Source organism: Spirulina major PCC 6313 (genome assembly GCF_001890765.1).
Taxonomy (GTDB): Bacteria; Cyanobacteriota; Cyanobacteriia; order Cyanobacteriales; family Spirulinaceae; genus Spirulina; species Spirulina major.
This window is the reverse complement of sequence record NZ_KV878783.1, coordinates 3,078,162-3,094,135: the sequence shown is the minus strand read 5'-3', so window position 1 is coordinate 3,094,135 and position 15,974 is coordinate 3,078,162. Positions and strand designations below refer to the sequence as shown.

At 53.7% G+C, this 15,974-nt stretch carries 14 protein-coding genes, 1 pseudogene and 1 riboswitch; of the genes and pseudogenes, 9 read left to right on the top strand and 6 right to left on the bottom strand.

Annotated elements, in window-relative coordinates; genetic code table 11:
* Positions 1–72: 72 nt before the first annotated feature.
* From SPI6313_RS25390 to SPI6313_RS13580, 5 genes and pseudogenes are all read left to right on the top strand, one after another.
* Positions 73–432, top strand: a pseudogene (locus SPI6313_RS25390) (response regulator); the annotation flags it as partial.
* Between the two features lie 477 nt (positions 433–909).
* A complete protein-coding gene (locus SPI6313_RS25385) occupies positions 910–1,365 on the top strand; it encodes a sensor histidine kinase (RefSeq protein ID WP_425443127.1) in 456 nt (151 codons plus the stop codon).
* Positions 1,366–1,420: 55 nt separating this feature from the next.
* Positions 1,421–2,989, top strand: a complete 1,569-nt coding sequence (locus SPI6313_RS13590; RefSeq protein ID WP_072621488.1) for a rhomboid family intramembrane serine protease — start codon at positions 1,421–1,423, stop codon at positions 2,987–2,989.
* Positions 2,990–2,991: 2 nt separating this feature from the next.
* A complete protein-coding gene (locus tag SPI6313_RS13585; protein ID WP_072621487.1) occupies positions 2,992–4,347 on the top strand; it encodes a tetratricopeptide repeat protein in 1,356 nt (451 codons plus the stop codon).
* Positions 4,348–4,356: 9 nt separating this feature from the next.
* Entirely contained in the window at positions 4,357–5,919 is a 1,563-nt protein-coding gene (locus SPI6313_RS13580) for a mucoidy inhibitor MuiA family protein (RefSeq protein WP_072621486.1), read from the top strand.
* A 133-nt stretch (positions 5,920–6,052) separates the two neighbouring features.
* On the opposite strand, the gene galE is transcribed toward SPI6313_RS13580, so the two are convergent.
* From galE to SPI6313_RS13555, 5 genes are all read right to left on the bottom strand, one after another.
* On the bottom strand, positions 6,053–7,051 hold the full coding sequence (gene galE / locus SPI6313_RS13575; RefSeq protein WP_072621485.1) for a UDP-glucose 4-epimerase GalE: 999 nt from the start codon (positions 7,049–7,051) through the stop codon (positions 6,053–6,055).
* Between the two features lie 109 nt (positions 7,052–7,160).
* Positions 7,161–7,649 carry a TdeIII family type II restriction endonuclease gene (locus tag SPI6313_RS13570; protein WP_281248406.1) on the bottom strand — a complete coding sequence of 163 codons (489 nt, stop codon included), beginning with the start codon at positions 7,647–7,649 and terminating at the stop codon, positions 7,161–7,163.
* Positions 7,650–7,816: 167 nt separating this feature from the next.
* On the bottom strand, positions 7,817–9,172 hold the full coding sequence (gene dcm, locus SPI6313_RS13565; RefSeq protein WP_072621483.1) for a DNA (cytosine-5-)-methyltransferase: 1,356 nt from the start codon (positions 9,170–9,172) through the stop codon (positions 7,817–7,819).
* Between the two features lie 56 nt (positions 9,173–9,228).
* On the bottom strand, positions 9,229–10,266 hold the full coding sequence (cobW, locus tag SPI6313_RS13560; RefSeq protein ID WP_072623138.1) for a cobalamin biosynthesis protein CobW: 1,038 nt from the start codon (positions 10,264–10,266) through the stop codon (positions 9,229–9,231).
* A 111-nt stretch (positions 10,267–10,377) separates the two neighbouring features.
* Positions 10,378–11,019 (bottom strand): HupE/UreJ family protein, encoded by a 642-nt coding sequence (locus tag SPI6313_RS13555; protein WP_072621482.1) that lies wholly within the window; start codon positions 11,017–11,019, stop codon positions 10,378–10,380.
* A 60-nt stretch (positions 11,020–11,079) separates the two neighbouring features.
* Positions 11,080–11,221: riboswitch (cobalamin riboswitch) on the bottom strand.
* A 166-nt stretch (positions 11,222–11,387) separates the two neighbouring features.
* On the opposite strand from SPI6313_RS13555, the gene SPI6313_RS13550 reads away from it, so the two are divergent.
* Positions 11,388–11,801, top strand: coding sequence for a hypothetical protein (locus SPI6313_RS13550; protein ID WP_245788780.1), 414 nt, complete (start codon positions 11,388–11,390; stop codon positions 11,799–11,801).
* A gap of 115 nt (positions 11,802–11,916) precedes the next feature.
* Here SPI6313_RS13550 and SPI6313_RS13545 read toward each other — a convergent pair whose 3' ends face one another.
* Positions 11,917–12,801, bottom strand: coding sequence for an alpha/beta fold hydrolase (locus tag SPI6313_RS13545; protein WP_072621480.1), 885 nt, complete (start codon positions 12,799–12,801; stop codon positions 11,917–11,919).
* A gap of 57 nt (positions 12,802–12,858) precedes the next feature.
* Here SPI6313_RS13545 and SPI6313_RS13540 point away from each other — a divergent pair, with 57 nt between their 5' ends.
* The 3 genes from SPI6313_RS13540 to SPI6313_RS13530 all read left to right on the top strand — a co-directional run bounded on the left by SPI6313_RS13540 (position 12,859) and on the right by SPI6313_RS13530 (position 15,952).
* Positions 12,859–13,506 carry a methyltransferase domain-containing protein gene (locus tag SPI6313_RS13540; protein WP_072621479.1) on the top strand — a complete coding sequence of 216 codons (648 nt, stop codon included), beginning with the start codon at positions 12,859–12,861 and terminating at the stop codon, positions 13,504–13,506.
* A gap of 229 nt (positions 13,507–13,735) precedes the next feature.
* A complete protein-coding gene (locus SPI6313_RS13535) occupies positions 13,736–14,836 on the top strand; it encodes a mechanosensitive ion channel family protein (RefSeq protein ID WP_072621478.1) in 1,101 nt (366 codons plus the stop codon).
* Positions 14,837–14,839: 3 nt separating this feature from the next.
* The gene (locus SPI6313_RS13530) at positions 14,840–15,952 is read left to right on the top strand and encodes a mechanosensitive ion channel family protein (protein ID WP_072621477.1); all 1,113 of its coding nucleotides are present in this window, start codon (positions 14,840–14,842) and stop codon (positions 15,950–15,952) included.
* The last annotated feature ends 22 nt before the right edge of the window (positions 15,953–15,974 follow it).

The window sequence follows — 15,974 nt, the reverse complement described above, 5'->3', positions numbered from 1 at the left end:
AGATAATGATAGAGTCATGCAAGAGAGCTATTATTGTCAACATTGTTTCGGGCGAAACATTCTGAAAACTCCATGATTGAATCTGATTCTGCTGTCCCCACCGCTGATATTCTCGTTGTTGATGATACTCCGGACAATATTCGATTTCTGTCTTCAATGCTGACAGAATCGGGTTATGCCGTCCGCCCTGCCATTAGTGGCAAAATTGCGTTACGGGCTGCCCAGAGTATTACCCCGGATTTAATTTTGCTGGATATTAATATGCCAGAAATGGATGGTTATCAAGTCTGTCAAGCCTTAAAGGCAGACCCCAAAACGCAAATGGTTCCGATTATTTTCCTCAGTGCCTTGAGTGATGTTAAGGACAAGGTGAAAGCATTTCAGGTGGGCGGATCGGACTACATTAGTAAGCCATTTCAGATGGATGAAGTGCTCGCCCGTATTTCTAATCAGTTAACGATTCGACAGTTGCAGAAAGAAGTTGAATCACGGAATCATCAACTGGAAGTGGCGTTAAATGATCTACAATCTGCCCAATTAAAATTAGTTCAAAATGAAAAGATGACCGCCCTGGGGCAATTGGTGGCGGGAATTGCCCATGAAATTAATAATCCGGTCAGTTTCATCTATGGCAACCTCACCCCTGCGATGGATTATGTGCAGGATTTAGTGGATTTATTGTCTCGCTATCAAGAGGCCTATCCGCAGCCGGTTCCGGCGATCGCTGAACAGCTTGAGGAGTTAGATATTGAGTTTTTAACCGAAGATCTCTCGAAGATTATGACTTCGATGCGGACGGGGGCGAATCGGATTCGGAAAATTGTGGTGGGGCTGCGGAGTTTTTCGCGATTGGATGAGGCGGGGTGTAAGGTGGCGGATGTGGTGGAGGGGCTAGAAAGTACGTTGGAAATGGTGCGATCGCGCCTTGAACCTGACGATCAACCCGCGATTACAGTGGTGAAACAGTATGACCCGATCTCCTCGATTGCCTGCTATCCGGCGCAACTGAATCAAGTCTTTTTTCATCTGTTGGTGAATGCGATCGACGCGATCCGCAGTCGTCTGGAGCAGGAGCCGGCGATCGCGCCCCAAATCACCCTCACGGCTCGTCAATTCGATCCCGACACCCTCGAAATTGCGATCGCCGATAACGGTATCGGCATCAATGAACAGGCCCAAGCCCACCTCTTTAACCCCTTCTTTTCCAATAAACCCATCGGCCAGGGAACCGGCCTCGGTCTGTCGATCTGCTACCAAATCATTCACGATACCCACCAGGGCGAGATTACCGTCACCTCCCAACCGGGTCAGGGCGCAGCCTTTACAATCCACTTGCCCACCACCTTGCCCCTCGGCGAGGCGTGAAGAACCGGGGTAGGATAGCGGTTAATCGACTCCGTGGGAGTCTTTGGACGAGGGCATGGATCTCAATCAAATTTTGGTGTGGATGGTGTGTTTTTCCTGTGTCACCTTTTTGCTCCGAGCCTGGCGATCGCATTCTAACCGGGGCTGGGCGATCGTCGCGGGGCTGATTCTAGGCATCATGAGCCTGTTGAGTCTCCTGGCTCCCCCGTGGGCGGGGTTCATCGGCGGGGGACTGTGGGGGAGCTTGATCCTGTTGCCGGTCTTCGGTTTAGCCCAGGTTCATCATCGGATCAGCCAAGCCCAGTACCGCATCGCCCGGCGGATCATGACCGTGATTCGCTGGCTCCATCCCCTCGATGGTTGGTGGGAGCAGCCTGTGATTCTGCGGGCGTTAGAAGTGGGGCAACAGGGACAAATCACCCAGGCAATCCGGATGCTAAACACCCAGAGCCGCCCCGATCATCCCTTCAATCGCCATGCCAGCGCCCTGCTGCTGTTGATGGAAGCCCGCTGGCATGACCTGCTGCACTGGATACAAGTCCATGTGCCGGAACGGGAGTTAATCCGCAACCCCCAGTTGATCCTGTGCTTTCTACGGGCCTTGGGGGAAACGGGGGATCTCAATGGCTTGGTGTGGAGTGTGACGCGCTACGAACCCTATTTAAAACAGGGCAACCACTGCGCACCGTTGCAGATGGCGCGGTTGATGGCGTTGGCCTTTGGGGGGCAGACGGCGGGGGTCAATCAATTGTTGGATCAAGGGTTGGTCGCGGGGCGGGCAGAAATGAAACAGTTTTGGCGGTGGACGGCGTTGGGGGTGACGGGGGAACCGGTGGCGCTGAAGTTGTCGGCGTGGCGCGATCGCACCTCTGACCCGACGCTAAAGGCTGCGATCGCCTGGCGATTACACCATCCCCCCGCTGCCCTCGCCCCCAGCCTCACCCCGGCCTCCTGGCAAACCCTGCGCCGCATCGAAACCCAGATCAGCGAGGAACTACGCTACGGGCGCGGCTTAATCAGCCATTTACACTATCCCGCCTACGGAACATATACCCTCTTGGTGATCAATCTGGTCTTTTTTGGCCTCGAACTCACCCACGGCGGCAGCCAAAACACCGCCGCCCTCGATCGTCTGGGGGCTTTGATTCCCGCCCTGGTGCGCGAGGGGGAATGGTGGCGTTTAATCACGGCGAATTTTCTCCATTATGGGGCGGTGCATTTGGTGACCAATATGCTGGGGTTGGTGGTTCTCGGCCCGTTTGTGGAGCTTAAATTGGGGTTGGGGCGATATTTGTGGGCCTATTTGGGGTCGGGGGTGGGGGCGATGATGGTGTATACGGCGATCGCGCTTCAGCAGGGCACCGAGTGGCAGCGGTTGGTGGGGGCTTCGGCGGCGATTATGGGACTATTGGGGGTGATTGTGGCGATTTTGGTGCGGGGCTGGTGGCAGGAGGGCAGCGCGATCGCTCGCCAACGCTTACGGTTATTTTTAGGAATCATTGCCGTGCAAATGGTCGTCGATGGACTCATTCCAGAGGTGAGCGGTTTGGCCCACGCCTTAGGGCTGATTTGGGGGCTGGCCTTGGGAATCATGTTAAGCGTCGGATCACAGGACAGGAGGTAACGATGGCACAGCGACAATACAGCGGTTTGGCATTAGCGGGATGGGTGATGATCCTGGGGTTAGGGATCGCGCCGGGAGCGATCGCGCCCACTTGGGCCCAGAGTGATGATCCGGCCATCGAAGCAGAGCAGGACGAGGAAGCCGAATTAATCCATCCCCTCCAACGACCGATCACTGCTGATCCCCTGCTGCCGGAACGGATTCGCGCGGCGATCCAAACCGAAGCCCGCAAAAAGAAACGCGATCGCGACCCCAATTTTACCCCGCCCCCCTTGAATGCAGCGGAAGCGATCGCCCTCGAAACCGCCTTAGATGACCTGGCCCAAGCGGGTCAGGTGGCCCTCGATAACGATGCCCCGGAAACCGCCTACGAGCTATGGTTTCAGGAATTGCGGCTGCGGCGATTTTTGGGGCCGTTGGCGGAAATTGAGGCCCTAACGCGGGTGGGTCGCCTCGCTTGGGAACAGAGCCGCAACGGGGATGTGGCGGCGATTACCGAACGTCTGAGCACGATTCAAACCGAGGCGAATCTTGACCCCATCGATCCCGATGCCGAACGCGATCGCGATGAGCCGCCCCCCACACCGCCGGATCTCACTTCGCCCCTGATCCAACCCCTGGCCGAGGCCTACGAGGCGGTGCGATCGTACCCCCAGGCGGTGTTGATGTATCGCTATCAGTTGGCAACGTTGGGGGCGGATTTTGACGAGCGGCAGCCGGTGTTGGAAAATGTGGCGCGGTTGCATCGGGATTGGTTTAAGTTCTCCGAGGCGATCGCCATCTATCAAGACCTGCTCACCGGGGCGCGATCGCAGGCGGATCTGGCCAATGAACAGGTGTACCTCGAAGAATTGGCCCGCCTCTATGATGAAACCGACCAATGGACAGAGGCGATCGCCACCAAAGAAGACCTCTTTACGGCCTATCTCGCCAAACCCCTCTTCGTCCAAAAACTCGCCCCCCTGCGCCTGTCCATTGCTCGAAACTACGCCGCCCTAGGTGACGGGGAACAGGCGAGCGAATTCTATCAACAGGCCTTCACCCTCGCTTGGGCGGCACAGCAATACGCCTACGCCAGCGAAGCCCTGGAAACCCTAGCAGCCCTCTACACCGACTACGGCCAACTCAATGAAGCGATCGCCCTCTACCGCGAACAACTCAAGGCCGCCCAATACGCCTATGATCAATACACCATGATGCAAACCTATGACCGGATGGCCCAGTTATACCGAGAACTGAAAAACTACCCCCAGGCCTTGAGTGCGCTCCAAGCCGGGCTAGAGATTGCCAACCGCCTCGGTCATCGCGAAGCATATTTTGAGGAACAATTGGAGATAGTGGCCGGTGAAAGCTTTTAGGGGACGGCGATGAATTATCCTGTGCTGACTCAGATTCGTCATGTGACGGTCTATCCAGACTGTGCCCAAGTGACGCGCCAAGGGGCGATCGCCTTAACGGGCACTGAACGAATTTTGATCGTTCCCAATCTCCCCACTCGCCTTGATCCAGACTCAATCACCGTGACAGGTCACGGCAGTGCCGAGGTATTGCTCTTGGGGGTCGAACTGCATCGGATCACCCCCGCGCTACCCGATTCCGATGCCGCCGCAGCCCTCACCGCCCAAATCCAAGCCCTCGAAGCCCAAAAGCGCCAACACCAAGCCGAACGCGAAGCCCTACAACTGCAACGGCGATTCCTCCAAAACCTCAGTGAACAGAGCGCGGGAACCTTTGCCCAGGAGTTGGCCCAAGAGAATGTCAGCCTGGTGAAAACGGAACGGGTGCTGACGTTTTTTCGGGAGCAGTATTTAGCGGGACAGATGGAATTGACGGAGTTGGACGAGGGCGATCGCACCCTAGACGAGCAACTCCACGACCTCCGCCAGCGTCTCCAACAGCACCAAATCGCCCCCCCGCCGGAATCTTTGCAACTGTGGCTCACTGTCGATCCCTTCGGCAGTGGGGACTATCACCTTGAGGTGAGCTATCGCATTGATCAAGTGTCGTGGCAGCCCTGCTATGACCTGCGCTGGGATAGCCAAAACCCCCATCTCAACCTCAGTTATCTCGCCAAAGTGCAACAAAATACCGGCGAACCCTGGCCCGATGTGGCCCTGACCCTCTCCACGGCCCACCCCTACCCCGATTCTCAATTACCCAGTCTGGAGCCGTGGTATGTGGATTTACCCTTGAATCCTTTTGTGAATTTGCGATCGGGGCGATCGCGCTACCAAGCCGCCACCCAAGAACTCAAGCCCAGACCCCCCACCGATGGCCCCGCTCATTTACCAGAATTAGAAGAGGTCGAGGGCATCACAAAGGTCACCCTAGGGATTCAGGGCACAGCCACCATCCCCAGCACCGGCCTTGCGGAAACCGTCACCATCCTCAATGCGGATCTCGATGTCACCTGGCATTTAATCGCCCTGCCCCCCCTCAGTGATCAGGTCTATATCGCCCTGACGGCGATCAATCCGCCCGACCATGTGCCCCTGTTGGCCGGTAATGGGAATTTATTTCGAGATGCGATGTTTATCGGGACGGCGGCGATCGCAGCAGTTGCCCCAGGGGAAACCTTGCCGTTACAGTTTGGCGTTGATCCCACCGTGGAGATTCAGCGGACATTGAGCGATCGCAAAGTAGACAAAAACCTGATCGGCAACCGTCGCCGCATCACCTACACCTACACCCTCACCCTCACCAACACCGCCCCCCACCCCCAACAGATTCACCTCACCGACCAACTCCCCGTCAGCCGCAACGACAAACTCAAAGTCCAACTCAACCGCGTCAAACCCAAAGTAGACCCCGATGAAACAGGCTTTCTCACCTGGGAATTGGAACTTCTTCCCACCACCTCCCAAGAAATTACCTATCAGTTTTCCGTGGAATATCCTCCCGACCTGACGATCACGGGCCTGGAATCGTAACCCCCAGCAATCCCCACGGGGTGGAGGGCTGAGGGTCGTCGAAGCCCGGCCGCTTACCCTAATCCCTAACGGGAGGTTTCACCAACGACGACCCTCAGGGTGCGCTGTATGGATAGCAGTAACCAAGTTAGGGTTAGCTGTGGCACTGTTGATGCCACCGCCAAGCGTGACGGACGATGGTTTCAAGGTCGCCGTACTGGGGTTGCCATTGCAGGGTTTGTTGGGCTTTGGCGCAACTGCCCACGAGGGAGGGGGGATCTCCGGGGCGGCGTTCCTGTTCAATCACGGCAAACTCGCGCCCGGTCACCTCCTTAACGGTTTGGATCACCTCGCGCACGGAAAAACCGCTACCATTGCCGAGGTTGAACACATTGGTTTTGCCGCCGTTGAGGAGGTATTCCAAGCCGAGGACATGGGCGGTGGCGAGGTCGGTGACGTGGATGTAGTCCCGGATGCAGGTGCCGTCGGGGGTGGGGTAGTCGGTGCCGAAAATAGAGATCGCGTCACGACGACCGAGGGCTGCATCAAGGGTGAGGGGGATCAGGTGGGTTTCGGGGTCGTGGTCTTCACCGAGGCGGCCCTCAGGGTCGGCTCCGGCGGCGTTGAAGTAGCGGAACCGCACAGAACGAAATTCATAGGCGCGATCGTAGTCATCGAGGATCGCTTCGACCATTAATTTTGTTTGGCCGTAGGGGTTGATCGGGTGTTGGGGGTGGGTTTCGGGGATGGGGAGAATTTCGGGAATGCCGTAGGTGGCGCAGGTGGAGGAGAAAACGAAGGTTTTGATTCCTGCGGCCCGCATCGCATCAAGGAGGGTGAGGGTTCCAAAAACATTGTTTTGGTAGTATTTGGCGGGGTCGGTGACGGATTCGCCCACGTAGGCATAGGCGGCGAAGTGGATGACGGCGGCGATCGCATGGTCTTGAAATAACCGATCCAACAGGGCGCGATCGCAAGTGTCCCCCACAATCAATTCACCACCGAGGGTCTCTTCAACAATCTCCCGATGACCATAGACGAGATTATCGAGAACGACAACCCCATACCCCGCCTGCTGCAAGGCGAGCACTGCATGGGAGCCAATGTAGCCAGCGCCACCAGTGACAAGAATGGTCGGTTTTGTTTGTGCCATCGTCTTCTTTGGGATTGAGGGGAAATCTGTTCCCAATCTACCGGATTCTGCTCCAGAGATCGGCATTCACAGGTTGGCGGTCTGGACTACGATGGGGCAAGGATTGGAGCTATGGGGGGTTTCGTTTAAGAATGTCGTGATAAATCCGGGTTTTGTAGCGATCGCCCAACTCTTCAACTGCGGTGATTAAAACGTCATAACAGCCTGTGCCACCGATATAGTCCCAAAATTCCGACCCCATCAAAATCACCGGATCATGAGACATATCAAACCAGCGTTTGGGCATTGACCAAGCATAATTTTCTCTCGTCCCGTAGGGATTATAGGGTAAAGCAAAAAAGGCGGACGTAATCGGCGTTTGATCAATCCCATAGAGCTTAAAAAGTTTCTCCTTAGTGACTTTGGTTTGGTCACTGTTGGGCAGTGGTGCTTTTAACTCAAACGTGACAATGTCTTGCCCCCGCCTAAGCCAGAGATCACAAGTCACCTGAATCGGGATCATTTTACCCCGACCCTTCAAAATGAACTGAAGTTCTTGTTGCCAGTACGGATTTCGTGCCACATTTTGCAACACTCCTTCCATCATGTGTGTAATCACACCTTGAGTACAGGACAAAAAAATCTGGTTTGGGCTGAAACCCTGATGATTTTGTAGCAAAATAGGGAGCAGAATGCTCCCACTCCATCAAAATCGATATTCCTTCAACTTTTGTCCTGTACTGAGAATCACACCTTGAATCTTGACTTTGAGAGGATTGGAGTTTTTTATGGATACAAACACTGAAGGATTGTCCTAGCGACTTGATAGACGACCGGCACAGAAACCGCGTTACCAAACTGTTTTTCTGCGATCGCAGGATTTGGATGCATTTGAAACGTTTCTGGAAACCCTTGACAGAGTAAATAATCATGGGGCGTGAGGCTCCGAAAGTGGCGATCGCGATAAATATGGTCAATAAAATTCTGCTTAAATTGTGGCGGCTCACACTCTGGGAGGATCTGAGTCGCGACAAAATCCTTAGAGCCACGGGCTGTTAATGTACCGATCGCTTGGGCACGGGGCAGAAAAATTCGTGCAACGCCATCAATTCCGGTGGAGATGCGCGAATTCACAAAATCAAACCGATCTTGAACGGGGCGGAGAATTTTCTTGGTGACTAATTGTTCTAAATCTTGTGAGTTGATATCAGAGATTAAAGATTGAAAATGCTCCAGGGCAAGAGGATTCCCATCTTTAGCACCATATTTCTTTTTGCGGCGATTTTGGAGCAATGCCAAACAGATCATTTTTTCCTTGGCTGTGGTTTCGATTAAATCCCAAGAGTGAATTGTTGTATGGCCATCTCGTACATCGCTAAACAGGAAAAAGTCATTGAGCTGATCGGGAAACTGGAACCGCCCACGGGCAGCCGGAATGGTATGACCAAATAAAACATGAGGATCAAATTTACGTTTAGGGGCAATGTCGTGGGGCAAGTCCGGTAAAACTTCGCACAATCGTTGACTGGGTGCGCCTAAGTTTTGAAAACTAAAGGTTTTAGCTTGGGCTTGATCCTGACGAATCCCCACTAAAAATAAGCGATCGCGATCCTGCGGTAACCCAAAATCATAACTATTCAAGACTGTCCAGTAGACCACATAGCCACTGTTTTGTAAGGTGTAGACAATGTAATCTAAGCTGTGACGATGCCTGGGTTCTGTGAGTCCTTTCACATTTTCAAAGAGGAAACTCCGGGGCTGACTCTGGGCCACTAACCGACAGACATCAAACCACAATCGACCCCGTGGATCATCAAACCCCAAGGTTCGCCCCGCAATTGACCAGGCTTGACAGGGGACACCGCCCACCAATAGATCAATGTCAGACGGTAGGACGTGAAGTTGGGTAATATCGCCCAGTGGAATGTCGTGATCATCGGCGAAGTTTGCGGTGTAGGTTGCGATCGCGTCTTTATCAATTTCGGCATAGCCCCGGCACGTTCCCCCCAACGCTTCGAGCGGAATCCGAAAGCCACCAATCCCTGCAAATAAGTCAATAAACTGAAAATCAAAGTGCGTCCGAGTTGATGGCGGTGACGTTGCAATGGGCGCAAACAAGTCTAGGGTCATTTGTCTGACCATTGGCCATACAAGAATACATTGATACTCATGGCGGTATTATACCGAGGATTTTCGGGTTATATCGCCTCTAACGATCGCACTATCTCCGCTTCGACTAACTCCCGCCCGATGATCACCAGGCGCGTCTGGTGGGGTTCGCCCTCGTGCCAGCGGCGATCGTAAAAGGAGTCGAAACGGTTGCCCACGCCCTGCACCACGAGGCGCATCGGTTTGTTAGGAACCGCCACAAAGCCTTTGATTCGGTAGATTTCGTGCTGTTGAACAAGGGTTTGGAGATGGTCGAGCAGGGCGACGGGGTCGAGGGGGCGATCGCACACCCACTGCACCGCATTAATCTCATCATCATGATCATGTTCTCCCTCGTGATCGTGGTGACTCGGACGCTGATCTAGTTGATCTTCCACCGCCGCATTAAAGCCTAACAATACATTGGCATCAATTTGACCATGGCCACAGGGGACAATCTTCACCCCGGCTGGGATTTGAGACTGGAGCCAGGTTTGGGTTTTGGCCGCCGTTGCCGCATCAACGCTGTCGGTTTTCGTCAGCAGTACCATGTCAGCACAGGCGAGTTGATCCTCAAAGAGTTCTTCGATGGGGGTTTCGTGGTCAAGGTTGGGGTCGGCTTGGCGTTGGGCTTCGAGGGCATCAAGATCCCCCACCAAGGTCCCCGCTGCGAGGGCATCACAATCCACCACAGTAATCACGCCATCCACCGTGGCGGCGTTGCGGATGTCGTCCCAGCGGAAGGCTTGGATCAGGGGTTTGGGGAGGGCGAGGCCGGAGGTTTCGATGAGAATGCAGTCGAGGCGATCGCGCCGCTTCAACAATTCCTGCATGGTGGGATAAAACTCCTCTTGCACCGTGCAGCAGAGGCAACCATTCGTGAGTTCGACAATATTGGTATGCGGATCATCCTCGTCATCGCACACCTGACACGATCGCAGCAAATCCCCATCAATCCCCACCTCACCAAATTCATTCACCAACACCGCAATGCGGCGGCCTTCGTTGTTTTGGAGCAGATGGCGCACGAGGGTTGTCTTGCCCGCACCGAGAAAACCAGTAATCACCGTCACAGGAATTTTATGCATCGTTTCGTTGAGGGGTAAAGGATAGGTTGGCTGGATTATGCCGCGCAATCGAGACACAAAAGGACATGATCTGCTCATGCCCTTTTGAGGATTAACGTGCGTTGAAGGAAATTAACCGAGCACAGCCGACGAGAGGAAGGCTAACCCCACACCCGCCAAGGTAAAGCCGGCGAAGCGGAGGGGGAGGGCTTTGGTAGTATCAAGATTCTGCCAAAGTTGTTGGGCGGTGAGGGCGACACTGAGGGCGATCGCGCCTTGAATCGTCGCAAATCCGGACAGATAAGCCACCAAGGGGGTCATTTCTGCCCCGACGATCGCTTCACCATAGGCATAGCCGTGGAAAATACCGGCCAGGGCAGCGATCGCCGCCACCGCCAACCATTGCAACCGTTGGGGAATCGCCAAGAGAACGCCAACACTCAGCACCGATACTGCGATCGCAGTTTCCGCAAAGGGTAAATCCATCGCCTGTAAATGCAGCCCCGTTCCGAGCATCGTCGTGATAATAAACGCCAAAGGAATCACCAAACCGCGCCGACCATAGAGGGCGGCTAGCAGACCCGTTGCAACCACAACGGCAAAATGATCCACACCAATTACCGGATGACCCAACCCGGATAAAAAGCCTGTGAATGCCGTCGTGGGAGTTGTGCCCCCAAAGGGATGGTGGGCGTAGGCGGCTTGGCTCTTGAAGAGGAGGGCGATCGCGCCACAAAGACCCAAAATCCGCATTCGTTGCTGCATCTGACTCATCTAAATCATCTCCGACTGTTTCGCGCAGTCCTTAAACCACATTGAACTCTCAAAATACCAGACCCTTTCCTCACATCGGCGGGCATCCTGACTAAGGGCCTAAAACCCATCACAGTTGCGCGACAGTGCTAGTTTTTCACTAGGCTTTCCCCTTCTCATCCGATCGCTGATCCCGACCAGAGCCGATTGAGTGCCATCACTGTAGCATAATTGACCAATTTATTAACTCTTTTAGTGATTTTGCGCGAATCCCCCCGGTCTATCCGTAAGCTTGAAGAGGTGAATGACGAGTGTGTTTTGAGTGACGGACGGCTTTAAGTGACGGACGACATAATCCGGTGCAACGTTAGGACAGCGACCATAACACCATGATGAATGATGCAGTCGGAACGATTTTTGGCTTTTTGGGAGGCACAATTGTCTCTTGTGAGAACGGCTATCGCGTGTTAGAGCATCCTAATCCAAAGCGGGTGTACTGCCGACTATCCGAGGCGAAATGGTTTTTGGCCTTGCGATGGTGTGAGCAATTGGATCGGCCCGCTGGCATTCTCAACTACGAAGGACAACTCGCCTTTTATAATGCGGCCTCGTTACGTGTGGGGGAAGATAAATTTTTACCCCAATACTATCGGCATCAGTTATTTCGAGAATGCCTTGATCTACCCCTAGGGCAATCCGTTTTGCACTCCCTCTCTCAGGGCGATCAATCCCAACTTTTGCAAGTGATTAGTATCGAGATTGATCCGCGTTTTGGTCGGGTGGCGTTGGTGCGAGCGGCTTAAGGTTGGCTGGATTAACGTCAAGACTCAAACCCTGCCCTCATCCCCCAACCCCTGCCCCCAGGTTGGGAGCAGGGGAACCTGCGGGGTAGTCCCTCTCCCAAGTTGGGAGAGGGATTTAGGGTGAGGGGGAGAATTGGGTGGCGAGCCAATCGAGGATCAAGGGATTGACGCGATCGGGGGCTTCGTCGTGGGGACAGTGGCCCGCGTTGGGGATGGGGTGAAAGGTAATGGTGGGTTGATCTTGATAGAGTTTGGAACCGCTGATCGGGGTCCAGGGGTCGGCTTCGCCCCAGAGGACGAGGAGGGGTTGCTGGATTTGGGGCAGGAGTTCGGCGGGACTGGGGCCGGGGGGTGCGGTGAGAACGGAGGCGAAGACCTGTTGCGCCCCGCGATCGCAGGCGGGTTGATAGAGCAGGTCAACGAGGTCATCGGTGACGGCGGCGCGATCGCAATACACCTGATACAGCGTATTTTTAATCCGTCCCTTTTGGCGGACTTGATTAAACAAAAACGGCCCCGTCAGTGGTGAACTGACGAATTTCGTAAATAACCCCATCACTACCCGCAGCGGTAAATTTAACTCATCGGGGCGATGGTTCAAGCCCCCGGCACAGTTGAGCAAAATCCCCCCTTGGGTCAGTTCAGGAGAGTCCGCCATCACCATCAAACTCAACAGCCCGCCGATGGAATTGCCCACCATCACCATCGGACGCTGAATTTTGGCCGCCCAAAAGTCTTTAATCTGCTCCACCCAAAGCTCAACGGTGTAGTCCAGGGCGGGCTTATCCGAACCGCCAAAGCCCAATAAATCCAAGGCATAGACTTGATACCCCGCCGCCGCCAACACCGGGATATTGTGCCGCCAATGGCCGATCGATGCGCCGAAGCCGTGGATCAGCAGCAGTGGTTGCCCCGTCCCGGCGACGGTGTAGCAAATGGTGTGATCCTGCCATTGCCAGGTTTGGGGGTTCAGCACAGGGGGTGGCGGTGTTGTTACCATTTTAAGTAAAGTTTTTTAAAGTTCTGTAACGTTCCCCCTATTTTACCGACGATCGCCATGTTAATGCCGGAACAACGCACCAAACTCGACCCCACCGACGATGCCCTATTTTATGATGTCCCCCGGTTTGTCACCCATGTGGATGATCCATTCATCGCTCGGTTAACGGCACTGTATCGCGATCGCCTCACCCCCCACAGCCGCATCCTTGACCTAATGAGCAGTTGGGTATCCCATTTGCCGGAGGATCTCCCCTTTGCCCATGTGGAAGGCCATGGCCTCAATGCGGCAGAATTGGCGAAAAATCCGCGCCTGGATCATTATATTGTTCAAAATCTCAACGAAAACCCGGCGCTACCCTACGAAGATGGGGAATTTGCTGCTGTTTTAAATTGTGTCTCGGTGCAATATCTGCAATATCCCGATCGCATCTTTGCGGAACTAGCGCGGGTTTTGCAGCCCGGTGGTGTTGCAATTATCAGTTTTTCCAATCGGATGTTTTATCAAAAAGCGATCGCTGCTTGGCGCGACGGCAGCGAATCGAGCCGAGTCCAACTCGTGCAGCGCTATATCCGCGCCATCCCCGACTTCACCGAACCCGAACTGATCACCCACATCGCCCCCGTCCCCGCCCTGCTGCAACTGATCGGCATGGGCGGCCATGATCCCTTTTATGCCGTTGTGGCCACGAAGCGATCGCCCTAAATCCGCCCAGGGTGAGAGCATCGGACGGACAAAAACCACTATTTTGATAGATGCGCCGATCCCCACACGGGCCGTAAAACAGGAAAGACTGACTCCACACCAGGGCAGTGAATCCGAGTCACACCGTCCCCTGGGCCGTCCATGGCTCCGCATCTGATGGGATGATGATGCCATCGCCCCGCTCGCCGAGTCTCCGTTTCCTTTTTTATTTATCTATTGATCCCTCCCTATGGATGCCACTGCTCCCACTGAACTGACGATTCCCACGGCACTGCTGACCAAAGTTTTGATTGGGATCGGTGCGAGTTTGGGGGTTGTGTTGTTGATTTTGTTGGTGCGATCGCTCATTAACCAACTCCTCCAACGCCTCCCCCGTCAAACCACCGTCATTTATCAACAACTCATCGCCCCCGACTTGCTCCTCGTTCTGCTCATTACCCTGTTGGGCGTGGGAGATGTCACCTTGGTGTATATTCCCCTTAACTATTGGTGGTGGCTCGGTGAAACCGCCTTGGGGTTTATTTTTGGCACATTATTAATTATTTTTGGATTTCGCTTTTTTCGTCGTCTGTTTGATGAATATCTCCTCGATAATGCGATCCAAAGTCAGCGCAAAGTGAATAGTGAAGTGCTGAATGTGACGAAAGCGATCGCGAATCTCTTGCTCGTCGTCATTGTCGTGATTATCTTCGCCCAAGTGCATCGAGTAAACATCGTCGGACTGCTGGCCAGTTTAGGCGTTGGGGGGTTAGCGATCGCCTTCGCCGCCCAAAAAACCCTAGAGCAAATCCTCGGCGGCATCGTCCTCTATTTAGACCGCCCCTTTGTCGTCGATGACTACATTGGTTTGCCCGATGGTACGTTTGGCCGCGTCGAATCCGTCGGCCTGCGATCCACCAAAATCCGCACCTCCGGTAAAGGTACGCTTGTCATCGTCCCCAACAGTTCCCTCGCCTCCGCCAACATCGAAAACTTTACCGGCGCGAAAAAAGTAATTTCTCTCTTTTATCTCACCGTTAACCGTCAGATTGAAGATTCAGAAAAAGCCTTCGTCCGTCAGATCATTCTCAACAGTACCCAAGACATTCTGGGCATCGATCCGCGCAGCACCGAAGTCTCTTTTCGGAACTTAATAGAGCCAGGTGTTTCCATCAAAACCCAAGCGCAAATCAACTTTTTCATCCTGGGGTCTGGGGATGTTTCCATGGATTTACGCCGCCAAGTGTTAGATATGGCCAAGCAAAATGTGACGCGGCAACTCACTGACTACGGTATTGAATTTTCCTTGGAAGAACGGACGCTGAATGTTGATTCCCCTATCACGATTTAATCTATGGACTTCGCGCAATTTTCCCCCGTTGTCAGCCAAATCATCCAATGGCTAGATCAGCATCAATTACTTAATGCCATTGTCTTTCTCAGCTTCTTCATCACCGCAATTATTATCGGTCGCTACACTCCTACCGTCGTCCGGCTGATTACCTATCGATTCGCTCCCAAACAGGGACGGGATATTTACGATCGCTGGATCGACCCAATCCGCCACGAAATCCGCGTCACCGGCACATTACTCTTAATTAATATTTCCCTCAGTTGGTTGATCGCCTACGGGGGCGTGTATGACTTTGTTCGCCCCATTATGGAACTCGCCGTCACCATTAGCCTCGCCTGGCTGATTTCACGTTTGATTCACCTCTTTTTGCAGGTCTATGGTATCGCCTTTGTCCAAAAAATGGGCCTTGATCCCGATGAATTGATTCTCCCCTTTGAATCGGTGATTAACGTGATGATTGGTTTGATTGCTGCGATCGCCTACGCCCAAAGCCAAGACATTAACCTCATCGGTCTCGTCGCCAGTTTGGGGGTTGCCGCCACCGCCGTCGGTTTCGCCGCCCAAAGTGCCCTCTCCCAAATCATCGGAACCATCGTTCTCTACCTCGATCGCCCCTACGTCAAAGGCGAATATATCCGCCTCCCCAATGGTCTGTTTGGCCGCGTCGAATCCATCGGTTTACGATCCACCAAAATCCGCACCCCGGCTAAAAATACCCTCGTGATCGTCCCCAATTCATCCATGGCCGACGCAGAAATCGAAAACATCACACGGGGCAAAAAAGTGATGGTGTTGCTTTATCTCAACTTTTTAAACAGCTTACAAGTGCAAGAAAAAGCCTTAGTGGAGCAAGTCATTAAAGAAAGCACCGATGCCCTCGTTGGTATTGATCCCGGTAGCACTCGGATTCAACTCACGGACACCGACGAACAGGATAATAGTCGGGCGCGAGTCACATTTTTTATTCTCGGATCAAGTGAAAACTCCATTCAACTTCGTAAACGCTTACTCGAACTCGCCAACGAAACCATCTCAAGACGGTTAGCTGAATATGGTCTCGACTTCACCACCCCCGACCCCACCATCTACGTTGATTCTCCGGTGACGTTGTAAGGCTGTATCTCCTAGCTGAGGG